Source organism: Aquifex pyrophilus, from assembly GCF_054656935.1.
Genome location: NZ_BAAHXJ010000012.1, coordinates 93,346 through 107,130, shown reverse-complemented (window position 1 = coordinate 107,130; position 13,785 = coordinate 93,346). Strand labels below are relative to the sequence as shown.

The following is a 13,785-nucleotide window of genomic DNA, read 5'->3' as shown; positions in this document are numbered from 1 at the left end:
TATTATTGATGGCAGAAGCTACGACCGTTGAAAGAAGCTCATATGTCCAGAGCTTTAAGAAGTTGAGGATAGCCAAGCTCATAAACGAGAGGCCCGAGTTCAGGAAGCTCAGGAGAAAGAACACCTTCTGGAAGGAAGTGAGCGAGGCTATGGCTGTAAGGGAGAGGATAAAGGACCTTCTCATAAGGGACCCCTCCCACGTCGTCATAGACGCCTGTTCGGGAAAGGGATTTCTCACGACCCTCGTCGGACTCATGCACCCGAAGACCAAAGTCATTTCGGTTGATATAGACGAGGGAGCGGACAGGGAACACCTGAAGTATTTGAAGAACGTTGAGTTCATAAATATGGACATAATGAGTGAGGAGTTTGAAAAGCTCGTTAGGGATGCGGGAGAGAAGGTTATCCTGACGGGAATACACCTCTGCAGGGATTTATCGGAAAGATTTATAGAACTCGTGAACAGGTATGATAACGTAAAGCTTGCGGTTCTTATGCCCTGCTGTGAGGGGAAGTTCCCGAGGGAGAAATACCAGTTCATAATAGACGAGCTTGGTGTTTACGAGGGCTGGTGCTGTTATCTGAAGGATAAGTTCTCCCAGGATTTAAAGGTTAGGATAAAGAGGGATAAGAAGGTAATCTCACCCAAAAACGTTGTAATAACCGCTGAAAGGGAGAGTTAAACCTTTAGACTTTCAAGGATTTTCAGGTTCTCCATGGCTCTTTCCCTGCTCCCTTCCCTTCTCACTCCTTCAACGAAGTCCTGAACCATCTCCCTCAGTTTATCCCCGTAAAGCCTGCTTCTTCTAACGCTCCCGAAAGTAAGTTCCTCCTTTGAGAAATCCATAATCAGGTCTCCCTTATCCGTCTTTACGACCCATCTCCTTATCTGTTCGGGATACTCCCACGCTACCCTTAGCCTGAAGGAAACGTTTCTTACCCTTCCCGATAATTCCCAGACCTTACCTTTTTTAAGCTCCTCAACCTCAACCTTTCCGAAAAGATACTGGAGTATATAAAGGTCGTGCCAGGCGAGGTCCCAGAGGGGATTTATGTATCCCCTTCCCTTATTCAGTCTCTCTATGAGTATTTTTTTAGGCTCAACGTTATGGGGGAAGTTCTTAACAGCTTCCGAGTAAAGCTCTATCTCCGATATCTCAAGGTTGGGATTTTCGTATATCTCGGAAAATTCTTCGCTCGTTCTGGCCGGGGGCTTCTCAAGGAGAACCTTAACACCTTTCCTTAAAAGCTCCTTCGCAACCTTTACGTGTTCCTCGGGATTTATCGCTATTATCGCGTGGCTTACCTCCTCCTTAACGTCTCCTACATGGCAGTAAAAGGGGTAATCTTTTTTACCATTCGCTTTTCCGGGGTCTCTGTCGCACAAAACGGGCTTTAAACCGAGTTCCTCAAGCTTTCTGAGATACTTCAGTCCCATATTTCCGAGGCCTACGAGGAGTATGTGCATAAAGAAGATTTTAAAAGAGGTGGCCGAGCTTGTCTTTTTTCACCTGGAGGTAAACCCTGTTGTGCTCGTTCGGTTCTATCTTTATGGGAACGCGGTCAACTACCTCAAGCCCGAATCCCTCAAGGGCCACTATCTTTCTCGGATTGTTCGTCATAAGCTTCATCTTCCTTACCCCGAGGTCTCTCAGTATCTGAGCACCTATTCCGTAATCCCTTAAATCGGGGGGATATCCCAGTTTCTCATTTGCCTCAACGGTATCATACCCCTTTTCCTGAAGCTCGTAGGCCTTTATCTTGTTCGCTATGCCTATTCCCCTTCCCTCGTGTCCGAGGATATAGACGAGAACGCCCTTTCCCTCCTTCGCTATCATCTCAAGGGCTTTCTCAAGCTGGGGTCTGCAGTCACACCTGAAGGAACGGAAAACGTCCCCAGTCAAACACTCCGAGTGAACCCTCACGAGAACGGGCTCGTCTTCCCTCCACTCTCCCATGGTGAGGGCTACCTGCTCGCTACCCGTGAGCTTGTGCCTGTATGCGTGAATCTTGAAAACGCCCCAGGGTGTAGGCAGGTGTGCGGTTGCAACTCTCTCAACCAGTGTTTCCTTCCTGAGCCTGTATTTTATGAGGTCCGCAATCGTTATTATCTTAAGGTTATGCTTCTTTGCGAACTCCATAAGGTCGGGGAGTCTCGCCATGGTCCCGTCGTCCTTCATTATCTCGCATATGACTCCCGCAGGATAGAGCCCCGCAAGCCTTGCGAGGTCAACGGATGCCTCGGTGTGTCCGGCCCTCTCAAGAACTCCACCGGGTCTTGCCTTTAGCGGAAATACGTGGCCGGGTCTCACAAAGTCGGAGGGCTTCGCATCGGGGGATATGGCGAGTTTTATCGTTATAGCTCTATCGTATGCGGATATGCCCGTAGTGGTTCCGTGCTTGGGGTGAGCATCTATTGAGACACAGAAGTAAGTTCCCTTGGGGTCCGTGTTCATAGGAGTCATGGGATGGAGGTCAAGCTCTTCACACCTCTCGGGAGTTAAGGAAAGGCATATTAACCCCCTTCCGTATTTGGCCATGAAGTTTATGGCCTCGGGGGTCACCTTTTCGGCGGCCATCACGAGGTCTCCCTCGTTCTCTCTGTCGGGGTCGTCAACGACTATAACCATCTTCCCCCTTCTTATGTCTTCTATGGCTTCCTCAACGGTGTTGAACTTGAATTCCTGCTCTTGCCCCATGAGAAATAATTTATGGTATTGAAAAGGTTTTTCACCTTAATTATTTTTTTATTATCCTTCAGGAGGAGGTAGATGAACGCACTGAAAAACTTGTTCGTATGGATTGTTATTATCGGAGCTGCTATTTTGGCATTCAACCTCTTTGAGACTAAAAGAGATTTTACCACAAAGGTATCCCTGAACGAGCTCGTTAAGCTTGTGGAGGAGGGAAAGGTCTCCTACGCGGAGGTAAAGGGGAATACGGTAGTTGTTCAGACGAAGGACGGTCAGAAGCTTGAGGTAAGCCTTCCCCCGAATACGAACCTCGTTGATAAGATGGTTGAGAAAGGAGTAAGGGTTGAAGTGAGCAATCCCGAACCGCCCGGAGGATGGATACTCAACGTATTCCTCTCCTGGCTTCCCATTCTCCTCTTCATAGGCATATGGATACTCATACTCAGGCAGATGTCGGGAGGGGCAAACGCAACGAGGGCTTTTAACTTCGGAAAGAGCAGGGCAAAGCTCTACATAGAGGAAAAGCCGAAGGTTACCTTTAACGACGTTGCGGGAATAGACGAGGTCAAAGAAGAGGTCAAGGAGATAATTGAGTATCTGAAGGACCCCGTCAAGTTCCAGAAGCTTGGAGGAAGACCTCCTAAAGGCGTTCTCCTGTACGGGGAGCCCGGAGTTGGAAAGACGCTTCTTGCTAAGGCTATAGCGGGTGAGGCACACGTTCCCTTTATCTCCGTTTCGGGTTCAGACTTCGTTGAGATGTTCGTAGGTGTGGGTGCTGCGAGGGTAAGGGACCTCTTTGAAACGGCCAAGAAGCACGCCCCCTGCATAATCTTCATAGACGAGATAGACGCAGTGGGAAGGTCAAGGGGAGCTATAAACATAGGCGGAGGCCACGACGAGAGAGAGCAAACCCTGAACCAGCTCCTCGTTGAGATGGACGGATTTGACACTTCCGACGGAATTATCGTTATAGCCGCGACGAACAGGCCCGACATTTTGGACCCAGCACTCCTGAGACCGGGAAGGTTTGACAGGCAGATATTCATACCCAAGCCAGACGTCAGGGGAAGGTATGAGATACTTAAGGTTCACGCAAGAAATAAGAAGCTCGCCAAGGACGTTGACCTTGAGTGGATAGCGAGGGCAACACCCGGATTTACGGGGGCTGACCTTGAGAACCTCCTGAACGAGGCCGCACTTCTCGCCGCAAGAAAAGGAAAGAAGGAGATAACGATGGAGGAGATAGAGGAAGCCCTTGACAGGATTACGATGGGTCTTGAGAGAAAGGGAATGACTATATCTCCGAAGGAAAAGGAGAAGATAGCGATACACGAGGCGGGACATGCACTCATGGGGCTCGTTTCGGACGATGATGACAAGGTTCACAAGATATCCATTATCCCGAGGGGTATGGCTCTCGGCGTAACCCAGCAGCTTCCCATAGAGGATAAGCACATATACGACAAGAAGGACCTAATGAACAAGATTCTCGTCCTCCTCGGGGGAAGGGCTGCTGAGGAGGTTTTCTTCGGAAAAGATGGAATAACAACGGGAGCGGAAAACGACCTCCAGAGGGCTACGGACCTCGCTTACAGGATGGTCTCCATGTGGGGTATGAGTGAGAAGGTAGGTCCCATAGCTATAAGAAGAGTTGCTAATCCCTTCCTCGGTGGAATGACGACATCCGTTGATACGAGCCCCGACCTCCTCAGGGAGATTGACGACGAGGTAAAGAGGATAATAACGGAGGCTTACGAAAAGGCTAAGTCTATAGTTGAGCAGTATAAGGAGCCTTTAAGGGCGGTTGTGAAGAAGCTTCTTGAGAAGGAGACGATAACCTGTGAGGAGTTCGTTGAGGTGTTCAAGCTTTACGGCATTGAGCTGAAGGACAAGTGTAAGAAAGAGGAAATCTTTGACAAGGATAAGAAATCTGAGGAAAATAAGGAAGTTAAAAAATCTGAAAAGGTTGTTAAGGAGGAGGTAGCCTGAGATGGGTATGACTATAACCGAAAAGATTTTAGCGGAGCACGCGGGTAAGAAGGAGGTTCATCCCGGGGAGCTGATAACCGCAAAGATAGACCTCGCTATGGCTAACGATGTTACCGCTCCCCTCGCGATAAAGATACTTGAGAAATACGGTATAGATAAGGTTTTTGACCCCGAGAAGATAGCCCTCGTCCTTTCCCACTTCGTCCCCGCGAAAGACATAAAATCGGCGGAACAGGCAAAGATAGTGAGGGACTTCGTAAAGAAGCACGGTATTAAGTGGTTCTTTGAAGAAGGTGAAGGTATAGAGCATGCACTCCTACCTGAAAAGGGTCTCGTTGTTCCGGGAGACCTCGTAGTTGGAGCGGACTCCCATACCTGCACATACGGAGCACTGGGGGCTTTCGCTACGGGCGTGGGTTCTACCGATATAGCTTACGCTATGGCAACGGGAGAGGTATGGCTAAGAGTCCCAGAAAGTATGAAGTTCATCTTTTACGGAAATCTCCAGCCCTGGGTAACGGGTAAGGACCTAATCCTTTACACGATAGGGCAGATAGGCGTTGACGGAGCCCTCTACAGGGCTATGGAGTTTGAAGGTGAGACGATAAGAAACCTTTCAATGGAACAGAGGTTAACGATAACGAATATGGCTATAGAAGCTGGAGGAAAGAGCGGGATAATAGCTCCCGACGAAAAGACGATAGAATACGTTAAGGAAAGGGCGCAAAAACCTTGGAAGATTTACCAGAGCGACCCCGACGCGGAGTATCACTCCGTTTATGAGTGGGACGCTTCAAAGATAGAACCCCTTGTTGCATGGCCTTACCTGCCTTCAAACGTTCACCCCGTTTCCGAGTCAACCCACATAACGATAGACCAGGCATTTATAGGTTCATGCACAAACGGGAGAATTGAGGACCTCAGACTCGCAGCAAAGGTGTTTGAGGCTGCATTAAAGCAGGGCAAAAAGGTCCACCCTTACGTAAGGTGTATAGTCATTCCCGCATCAAAGGGCGTTTACAAGCAGGCTATGAAGGAGGGACTCATAGACATATTCATGGAAGCGGGATGTGTAATTTCCACGTCAACCTGCGGTCCCTGCCTCGGTGGACATATGGGGGTTCTCGCGGAAGGCGAGAGATGTATATCTACCTCAAACAGGAACTTCCCCGGAAGGATGGGACACCCCAAGAGCGAGTCCTACCTCGCAAATCCGGCTGTGGTTGCTGCAAGCGCGATAATGGGAAGAATAGCTCACCCCGACGAGGTCGTGAAGGCGGAAGCCCTCGCGGAAGTTTAAGACTCACTTTGAAGGGCACGGGGGTAAGAACCGAGAACCTTAAGGAACTGGGTTTTTTCCTTCAGCTCCTTCAGAGCTTTCTTTACCTTTTCTTCCTCCCTGTGTCCTTCCAGGTCAACGAAGAAAACGTAATCCCAAGCCTTCTTTTTTGAAGGCCTTGACTCTATCTTAGTAAGATTTATTCCATGCCTGTAGAAGACCTCAAGGGCTTTATAAAGAGCTCCGGGCTCGTCTTTCACGCCGAAAAGGAGGCTCGTTTTATCCCTTCCCGTGGGCTTTAGGTCCCTTTTAGATATTACGAGGAATCTCGTGTAGTTGTCCCCCGTGTCATGTATGTTTTTTGCAAGTATGTTCAGATGGTATGTGTAGGCGGCTACTTCGGAAGCTATAGCTCCCGCATCTTCGTTCTCAAGGACAATCTCGCAAGCCTTTGCGGTGCTCTCAACCTCTATCACCTGAGCGTTCGGAAGGTTTCTCTCTATCCAGTTTCTGCACTGGGCTATTGCCATCCTGTGGGAGTAAACCTTTTTTATGTTCTCAAGGCTGTCGGAGGAAGAGAGAAGATGAAGGGTTATGGGGATAACTATCTCCCCCGATATCTTTACATCGCTCGTGAGGAACATATCAAGGGTGTAGTTAACGACTCCCTCTATGGTGTTTTCCACGGGAACAACTCCGTAGTCAGCTCTTTTTGTCTCAACCTCGGTGAATACGTCCTTTATGGTGCTACAGGGAACGAACTGAGCGGAGAAGCCGAAAAACTCAAGGGCCGCTTGGTGGGTGAAGGTCGCCTTAGGACCTAAGTAAGCTATCTTTAGCCTCTTCTCAAGGGAGAGGCATGCGGATATTACCTCTCTGTATATGTGGATTAGAGCCTCGCTCGGGAACCGCTCACCGTAAATCTCTTTATTCAGCTTGAGGAGTTTCTCAAATATCTCCCTCTCCCTCTCGGGAACGTGAATGGGGAGGTTTCTCTTTGTCTTTATCTCTCCTATCTTTTTTGCGAGCTCCGCCCTTCTGTTAAGGAGTTTAAGTATTTCCTCGTCTATCCTGTCTATCTCTTCCCTCAGTTTTTTAAGCTCCTCCATGCTCAAAGAAAAATTTATCATAAATGTGTTAAAATACTTTTTCTCGTAAAAGGAGGAAAGGAATGAGAGTTAAAGGACCGTCATCAAGGAGAAAGAAAAAGAAGATTCTGAAGCTCGCAAAGGGATACAGGGGACAGAGAAGCAGATCATACAGAAGGGCAAAAGAAGCGGTAATGAGGGCCCTTTACTACCAGTACAGGGACAGGAAGCTCAGGAAGAGGGAGTTCAGGAGGCTATGGATAGCGAGGATAAACGCTGCGGTGAGGGCCTACGGGCTTAACTACAGCACCTTTATAAACGGACTCAAGAAGGCGGGAATAGAGCTTGACAGAAAGATTCTCGCGGATATGGCAGTTAGGGACCCCCAGGCCTTTGAACAGATTGTAGGAAAGGTTAAGGAAGCCCTTCAGGTTCAGTAATGGAAAACATAGAAAAAATTAAGGAAGAGATACGCTCCCTTCTTTCTTCTGTCTCTTCCTTAAAAGAGCTGAGGGATATTAAGTCTAAGTATCTCGGGAGCAAAGGGGTTGTAAAGGAGCTTTTAAAGAAGATAAAGGAAGTTCCTCCGGAGCTCAGAAGGGAATACGGGAAAAAGGTAAACGAGCTTAAGGAGTTTGCGGAAAAGCTGTTCAGGGAAAAGGAAGAGGAGTTAAAGAGAAGGGAGCTTGAGGAGAAGTTAAAGGGCGAGTGGGTTGACCTCACCGTTCCGCCTGAAAGAGTTGTCGGCTCCCTCCATCCCATAACGATAACCCTTGAGAGGATAAAGGAGATATTCAAGGGAATGGGATTTGAAGTTGAGGAGGGGCCGGAGATTGAGCTTGAGGAGTATAACTTTGACCTTCTGAACATTCCCAAGGAACACCCCGCAAGGGATATGCAGGACACCTTTTACGTGAATAAAGAAGGATACCTCCTGAGAACCCACACCTCACCCGTTCAGATAAGAACTATGTTGAAGAAGAAGCCCCCCATACAGATGATAGCACCCGGGAAGGTTTACAGAAGGGACGACGACCCAACCCACTCACCAATGTTCCACCAGGTTGAGGGACTCGTCGTAAACGAGTATGCGAACTTCAGGCATATGAAATACGTTATTGAGGAGTTTTTAAGGAGGTTCTTTGAGACCGATTTACCCGTGAGGTTCAGAACCTCTTACTTCCCCTTTACCGAGCCTTCCGCGGAGGTTGATATAGGATGTGTTATATGCAATCAGGAAGGTTGCAGGGTTTGCAAGGAAACGGGATGGCTTGAGGTTATGGGTTGCGGTATGGTTCACCCGAAGGTTCTTGAGAACTGCGGTATAGATACGGAGATTTATCAGGGATTCGCCTTCGGCATGGGTGTTGAGAGGCTTGCGATGCTCCTTTACGGAATAGACAACATAAAACTCTTTTACGAGAACGACCTTAGATTTATAAGGCAGTTTTTCTAAATTTAACCTTATGCGTAAGATACTTCTCTCACACGGAAGCGGAGGAGAGGAAACCCAGAAGCTCATAAAGAACCTCTTTTTAAAGCACTTCTCAAACGAGATACTCGACAGGCTTGAAGACGCATCAATACTTACAACGGCAAGAAAGATAGCCTTTACGACGGACGCCTTCACGGTCTCACCAATATTCTTCAAGGGAGGGAATATCGGAAAGCTTGCGGTTGCGGGAACGGTAAACGACCTTTCCGTTATGGGTGCAAGGCCCCTATACATGTCCGTTTCATTCATAATTGAGGAGGGTCTTCCCTTTGAGGAGCTTGAGGAAGTTGTAAGGTCAATGAAGGAGGAGGCAAAAAAGAGCGGTATAAAGGTCGTTGCGGGGGATACGAAGGTTGTTCCGAAGGGTGCTGCGGACAAGCTCTTTATAAGCTGTTCGGGAATAGGCGAGGTTCTTTACGAGGGACTTTCCGCTCACAACCTTGAGGAGGGAGACGTAATAATCGTTTCGGGAAACGTGGGGGACCATGGGGCCTGCATACTTGCGGAAAGGGAGGGTCTTGAGTTTGACGTTCCCATTGAGAGCGATTGTAAGAGCTTATGGGGTATGATAGAGAAGGTTTTATCAAGCGGTGCCCGCGTTCACGCGATGAGGGACGCAACGAGGGGAGGACTTTCCGCTGTTCTGAACGAGTGGGCCAACCAGTCTGGTGTTGAGATAGAAGTCGAGGAAGAAAGCATTCCCGTAAAAGATGCTGTGAGGGGATTGTGTGAGCTCCTCGGATTTGAACCTTTCCATCTCGCAAACGAGGGCATGGTCGTGATTGCGGTAAAGAAGGAGGATGCGGAAAAAGTTCTTGAAATTTTACGCTCAACGGAAGAGGGAAAGGATGCTCAAATCATAGGAAGGGTCGTTAAGAAGGGGAGTCCGAAGGTGGTCATAAATACACCTTACGGCGTGAAGAGGATTATGGAAGCTCCTTCTGGAGAACTTTTACCACGTATATGCTAAGATGCATGAGTTTTCAATAGTTCAGAGTCTTCTTACGATGATTGAGGATTACGCAAGGGAGCATAACGCAAAGGCGGTAAGCAGAATAGTCGTGAGTATAGGCGTTCTCTCAGGCGTTGAGCCCCATCTTCTTGAGATGGCTTTTAACACCTTCAAAGAGGGAACAATAGCGGAAAAGGCTGAGTTCGTTATGGAGATAGAAAACCTGAAATTGAGGTGTAGGGACTGCGGGAAGGAGGGTAAGAAAGAGGAGCTGAATATGGTATGTCCCTTTTGCGGTTCTTTAAATACCGAGATAACCGCGGGTCAGGATATGCTCCTGAAGAGCTTAGAGCTTGAGGTAGATGACGATAATCCTTCTTGACGCGGGGGGTGATGTCGGCTTTTCCCTGAGTTACGAGAAGGGTGTTCTCTGCATAACGGGGAGACATACGGAAGAAAAGGAGAGTGCACTCCTCGGTTATAACCTCAGGTTCTTTACTTTAGACTTGGGGGAAGGTTCTTACTCTTATACCGTTCAAGTGGTCCACGATAAATGTCTTGCGGGAGTTGTGTATATAAAAAAGGAAAGGGAGAATGTAGCCCTCGTTCTTTATAAAAGAGATTTGCTAAGGGTTATCAAACTTCCCTTTAAAGGAGGCCTTATGCTCTGGCAGGTTTTAAGAACCGATGAGGGCTTTATACTCGTCGGTGGCATAAGGGAAAGGGATTGGGATGCCTTTATTGCGAAGCTCTCAAGGGATTTTAAGGTTATCTGGAGCCGGAGGCTTGATTTTTCCGAGGAGTATTTTTACTCGGTTGAGAAGGCAGGAGGCGTTATATACGCTGTCGGCAGGATAAAGAGAAAAGATTGGGATGGCTTAATCGTTGAGTTTACGGAAGAGGGGAAGATTCTTGAGAGCTACACGCTGGGAGGTGCTTATAAGGATTACCTCAGGTTTGTTAACGAGGTTAACGGAAAGGTTATAGCGGTCGGGAGAAGTGAGGACGAAGAGGGGGACAGCGACCTACTCGTTTACGACTTCGGGAGTTATTACCTTTACGATATCGGGGAATACGATTACGGAAGAGCTGTGAGCGAATATGGAAGGGGTTTTATAGTTGCGGGGGAAACACGCTTTAGAGGAAATAACGACGGCTTGTTCCTCATTCTTGACGATAATTTCAAGCCAATGAAGGCCTACAGACTCGGCTGGGAGGGAACGGATGCGGTAAGGTTCATGGACTTTCCCTTTTTCACGGGATACACATACTCCTTTTCCTTTAACCCTTCCCTCCTCTTCGGCATCTTTTCCGAAGATATGGAAGAAACTGATGTCAAGGAGGTAAAGAGGAAGCTTGAGCTTGAAAGGGTTAAGATGAGGGAAGTAATCTATCTTAAATTAAGGTGAGTGTGGAAGAAATCATCAAACAGGCACCTGAAAAGCCGGGCGTTTACCTTTTTAAGAAGGGAAAGAAATACCTTTACATAGGAAAGGCTAAAAATCTTAAAAAGAGACTTCACCAACATTTAAAGCTTGCGGAAAGGGACCCGAAAGAGAGGGCGATAGTTTTCGGCTCAGAGCGTGTTGAGTGGATAGTTACGAAAAACGAGTTTGAGGCTCTCGTTCTTGAGATAGACCTCATTCAGCACCACAAGCCCAAGTATAACGTCCTTCACAAGTTCGGCGGCGGTTATCCAATGCTACTTTTAACAAAAGATAGATTTCCAACGATAAAGGTTGTTAGGGGAACGGAGCACGAGGGAGAGCTTTTCGGTCCCTTCCTTCAGAGTAAGAAGGCTTACAAGATTAAGAAGCTCGTTCACAACCTCTTTAAGCTGAGAACGTGTGACCCCTTGCCAAAGAGAAATGAGCCCTGCATGGATTACCACCTGGGTCTTTGTTGTGCCCCCTGTTGCGGTTTTGTATCTGAGGAGGAGTATAAACTCTACGTTGAGAGTGCAAGGGCAATGCTCACGGGAGAGGTGAGAGAGATTCTTCCCAAGCTTTACGAGAAGATAGAGGAGTTTTCCCGCGAGCTTATGTTTGAGAAGTGTGCCCAGATAAGGGACCAGATAATAGCTCTTGAAAACATAGCAAGGGGACAGAACGTCTCCGCACTTCCCGTTAAAGAGGCGGACCTCATCTACGGAGAAGGTTTTATGGTTCTCCTTTTCCTGATAAGGAGCGGAAAGCTCGTGGGGAAGGAGATTTTTACCTTTGATTCTGAGGGAGAAGTTGAGGAGTTTATCCTCGGTTATTACTACGGGAATTATGTTCCCGAAAAGATATTCACAAATCTCAACCTGAGCGATGAAGTAAAAAAGTGGATAAGGGAAAGGGGTAAGGGAAGAACGGAAATTCTGAAGGAAATTCCCGAAGAGCTCCTTGAGATTGTTAAGGAAAACCTGAAGGAAAGCGTGGACCTCAAGGCCCTTGAGAAGGAGTTCAAAGAAAAGCTGAATATTCCCCTCCCGAGGATAATAGAAGGTTTTGATATATCCCACTTTGCCGGGGAGGATGTGGTGGGCTCGTGCGTTGTCTGGAGAGAGGGGAGAATGGATAAGAAATCCTACAGGCGATACAGGATAAGAACCGTAAGCGGTATAGACGATTACGCATCCCTTGAAGAGGTTTTAACACGGAGGGCTAAAAGGATTAAGAAGGGAGAGGTAGAAAAGCCCGATATATGGCTTATAGACGGGGGAAAGGGTCAGCTTAACGTGGGCCTGAAGGTAAAAAAGCTTTTCGGACTTGAGATTAAGGTTTTCAGCCTTGCCAAGGAAGAAGAGATACTTTATACTGAGGACGGAAGGGAGATAAGGCTCAAGGAAAATCCGACTCTTTACAGGGTTTTTGGTCTCATAAGGGATGAGGCCCACAGGTTTGCGATAACTTACAACAGGAAGTTGAGGGAAAAGAGGTTCATGGAAGATGTTCTTGACCGTATAAAGGTGGGTGAGGCAAAGAAAAAGCTCATTTACAGGAACTTTGATACCTTATACGACTTCATAAATGCGGACGAAAAAGAGTTAAGAAAGCTCGGGATAAGCCCGAGCCTGAAGCAGGAAGTGAAGAAATACCTTGAAGGTTTATAGCTTTAAAGACTTTATCCTTTCCGCAGCCTCAAGAAGTCTCTCGGTTGGAACGGTTAAGGATATCCTAAAGTATCCTTCTCCGTATTCCCCGAATCCGTTTCCAGGTGTGCAAACTATCCCTGCCTCGTCAATAAGTCTTCCAACGAACTCCGCAGAAGTGTATCCTTCGGGAACCTTTATCCAGAGGTAGAAGGTGTAATCGCTCTTGTAAATCTCAAGGCCTATTCTCTCAAGGGCTTCGGTCATAATTTTCTTTCTCTCCCTGTACACGTTCCTAATCTTCTCAACCTCTTCCTCGGGAAGGTTGAGGGCAGCTATTCCCGCATCCTGAACCGCTCCGAACTGTCCGCTATCAACGTTCGTCTTTACCTTTCCGAGTCCGGCAACAAGCTCCCTATTTCCCACCGCCATGCCTATACGCCAGCCTGTCATGTTATAGGTCTTTGACAGGGAGTGAAACTCTATGGCAACGTCCTTAGCACCGGGCACCTGAAGTATGGAAGGGGGCTTCTCACTTCCCGTGTATATCTCCGAGTACGCGTTATCGGATGCGACTATAACGTTATACTCCTTTGCCCAGTTAACGAGCTTTTCGTAAAACTCAAGGGTCGGGGGTGCGGAAGTGGGGTTGTTGGGGTAGTTTATCCATATAATCTTTGCCTTTTTTGCTACATCTTCGGGTATGGAATCAAGGTCGGGGAGGAAGTTGTTTTCTTCCTTCAAAGGAATAGTGTAGGGTGTTCCTCCCGCAAATATGGCACCTATTTTGTAAACGGGATAAGCAGGGTCCGGACAGAGAACTATATCACCGGGATTTACAAAAGCGAGGGGGAAGTGGGCTATTCCCTCTTTTGAACCTATTAGGGTTATCACCTCGGTTTGAGGGTCAAGCTCAACACCAAAGCGTCTCTTATACCAGTCCGAAACAGCCTTTCTGAACTCAAGCTTACCGACGTAAGAGGGATATTTATGATTCTCAGGGTTTTCAAGGGCTTTCTTTGCCGCCTCAACTATCGGCTTAGGGGTGGGCATATCGGGGTCGCCCACACCGAGGTCTATGACGTCAACACCCTGTTCTATCTTCTCCTGTTTCTTTCGGTCCAGCTCCGCAAAAAGGTAAGGGGGTAAAACCTTTAACCTGTCCGAGAACTCAAACACTCCACACCTCCTAAAAGGGATTTTTAAGTTTTAT

At 47.7% G+C, this 13,785-nt stretch carries 13 protein-coding genes; 9 read left to right on the top strand and 4 right to left on the bottom strand.

What is annotated here, in order from left to right; all coding sequences use genetic code 11:
* Positions 1-8: 8 nt before the first annotated feature.
* Positions 9-683, top strand: a complete 675-nt coding sequence (locus tag ACYQZ0_RS07730) for a methyltransferase (RefSeq protein WP_459776019.1) — start codon at positions 9-11, stop codon at positions 681-683.
* On the opposite strand, the gene ACYQZ0_RS07725 is transcribed toward ACYQZ0_RS07730, so the two are convergent.
* On the bottom strand, positions 680-1,468 hold the full coding sequence (locus ACYQZ0_RS07725; protein ID WP_459776018.1) for a Gfo/Idh/MocA family oxidoreductase: 789 nt from the start codon (positions 1,466-1,468) through the stop codon (positions 680-682). The genes ACYQZ0_RS07730 and ACYQZ0_RS07725 overlap by 4 nt on opposite strands.
* A gap of 10 nt (positions 1,469-1,478) precedes the next feature.
* The gene (locus ACYQZ0_RS07720; protein ID WP_459776017.1) at positions 1,479-2,699 is read right to left on the bottom strand and encodes a bifunctional 3,4-dihydroxy-2-butanone-4-phosphate synthase/GTP cyclohydrolase II; all 1,221 of its coding nucleotides are present in this window, start codon (positions 2,697-2,699) and stop codon (positions 1,479-1,481) included.
* 72 nt (positions 2,700-2,771) lie between these two features.
* Between ACYQZ0_RS07720 and ftsH the strand changes: the two genes are divergently transcribed.
* Entirely contained in the window at positions 2,772-4,682 is a 1,911-nt protein-coding gene (gene ftsH, locus ACYQZ0_RS07715) for an ATP-dependent zinc metalloprotease FtsH (protein WP_459776016.1), read from the top strand.
* 1 nt (position 4,683) lies between these two features.
* Positions 4,684-5,982, top strand: a complete 1,299-nt coding sequence (gene leuC / locus ACYQZ0_RS07710; RefSeq protein ID WP_459776015.1) for a 3-isopropylmalate dehydratase large subunit — start codon at positions 4,684-4,686, stop codon at positions 5,980-5,982.
* Here leuC and pheA read toward each other — a convergent pair.
* Complete coding sequence (gene pheA / locus ACYQZ0_RS07705) at positions 5,979-7,070, bottom strand: prephenate dehydratase (RefSeq protein ID WP_459776039.1); 1,092 nt, start codon at positions 7,068-7,070, stop codon at positions 5,979-5,981. The genes leuC and pheA overlap by 4 nt on opposite strands.
* A gap of 62 nt (positions 7,071-7,132) precedes the next feature.
* Here pheA and rplT point away from each other — a divergent pair, with 62 nt between their 5' ends.
* From rplT to uvrC, 6 genes are read left to right on the top strand one after another with little or no spacing between them, the layout of a single operon-like run.
* Complete coding sequence (gene rplT, locus ACYQZ0_RS07700) at positions 7,133-7,489, top strand: 50S ribosomal protein L20 (RefSeq protein ID WP_459776014.1); 357 nt, start codon at positions 7,133-7,135, stop codon at positions 7,487-7,489.
* Positions 7,489-8,505 carry a phenylalanine--tRNA ligase subunit alpha gene (pheS, locus tag ACYQZ0_RS07695; protein WP_459776013.1) on the top strand — a complete coding sequence of 339 codons (1,017 nt, stop codon included), beginning with the start codon at positions 7,489-7,491 and terminating at the stop codon, positions 8,503-8,505. Before rplT ends, pheS begins: the two co-directional genes overlap by 1 nt.
* Before the next feature lie 10 nt (positions 8,506-8,515).
* The gene (hypE, locus tag ACYQZ0_RS07690; RefSeq protein WP_459776012.1) at positions 8,516-9,514 is read left to right on the top strand and encodes a hydrogenase expression/formation protein HypE; all 999 of its coding nucleotides are present in this window, start codon (positions 8,516-8,518) and stop codon (positions 9,512-9,514) included.
* A 1-nt stretch (position 9,515) separates the two neighbouring features.
* Complete coding sequence (hypA, locus tag ACYQZ0_RS07685; RefSeq protein WP_459776011.1) at positions 9,516-9,878, top strand: hydrogenase maturation nickel metallochaperone HypA; 363 nt, start codon at positions 9,516-9,518, stop codon at positions 9,876-9,878.
* Complete coding sequence (locus tag ACYQZ0_RS07680; protein ID WP_459776010.1) at positions 9,859-10,905, top strand: hypothetical protein; 1,047 nt, start codon at positions 9,859-9,861, stop codon at positions 10,903-10,905. The genes hypA and ACYQZ0_RS07680 overlap by 20 nt, the downstream gene beginning before the upstream one ends.
* A 2-nt stretch (positions 10,906-10,907) precedes the next feature.
* A complete protein-coding gene (gene uvrC / locus ACYQZ0_RS07675) occupies positions 10,908-12,593 on the top strand; it encodes an excinuclease ABC subunit UvrC (protein ID WP_459776009.1) in 1,686 nt (561 codons plus the stop codon).
* Here uvrC and ACYQZ0_RS07670 read toward each other — a convergent pair.
* Positions 12,588-13,751 carry an LL-diaminopimelate aminotransferase gene (locus tag ACYQZ0_RS07670; protein WP_459776008.1) on the bottom strand — a complete coding sequence of 388 codons (1,164 nt, stop codon included), beginning with the start codon at positions 13,749-13,751 and terminating at the stop codon, positions 12,588-12,590. The two genes, uvrC and ACYQZ0_RS07670, sit on opposite strands and share 6 nt — an antisense overlap.
* Positions 13,752-13,785: the final 34 nt, after the last annotated feature.

Coding starts and splice junctions, on each gene's coding strand:
- ACYQZ0_RS07730 (WP_459776019.1), top strand. CDS start 9: ATGGCAGAAGCTACGACCGTTGAAAGAAGCTCATATGTCCAGAGCTTT.
- ftsH (WP_459776016.1), top strand. CDS start 2,772: ATGAACGCACTGAAAAACTTGTTCGTATGGATTGTTATTATCGGAGCT.
- hypA (WP_459776011.1), top strand. CDS start 9,516: ATGCATGAGTTTTCAATAGTTCAGAGTCTTCTTACGATGATTGAGGAT.
- rplT (WP_459776014.1), top strand. CDS start 7,133: ATGAGAGTTAAAGGACCGTCATCAAGGAGAAAGAAAAAGAAGATTCTG.
- hypE (WP_459776012.1), top strand. CDS start 8,516: ATGCGTAAGATACTTCTCTCACACGGAAGCGGAGGAGAGGAAACCCAG.
- ACYQZ0_RS07680 (WP_459776010.1), top strand. CDS start 9,859: ATGACGATAATCCTTCTTGACGCGGGGGGTGATGTCGGCTTTTCCCTG.
- pheA (WP_459776039.1), bottom strand. CDS start 7,070: ATGGAGGAGCTTAAAAAACTGAGGGAAGAGATAGACAGGATAGACGAG.
- leuC (WP_459776015.1), top strand. CDS start 4,684: ATGGGTATGACTATAACCGAAAAGATTTTAGCGGAGCACGCGGGTAAG.
- ACYQZ0_RS07725 (WP_459776018.1), bottom strand. CDS start 1,468: ATGCACATACTCCTCGTAGGCCTCGGAAATATGGGACTGAAGTATCTC.
- ACYQZ0_RS07720 (WP_459776017.1), bottom strand. CDS start 2,699: ATGGGGCAAGAGCAGGAATTCAAGTTCAACACCGTTGAGGAAGCCATA.
- pheS (WP_459776013.1), top strand. CDS start 7,489: ATGGAAAACATAGAAAAAATTAAGGAAGAGATACGCTCCCTTCTTTCT.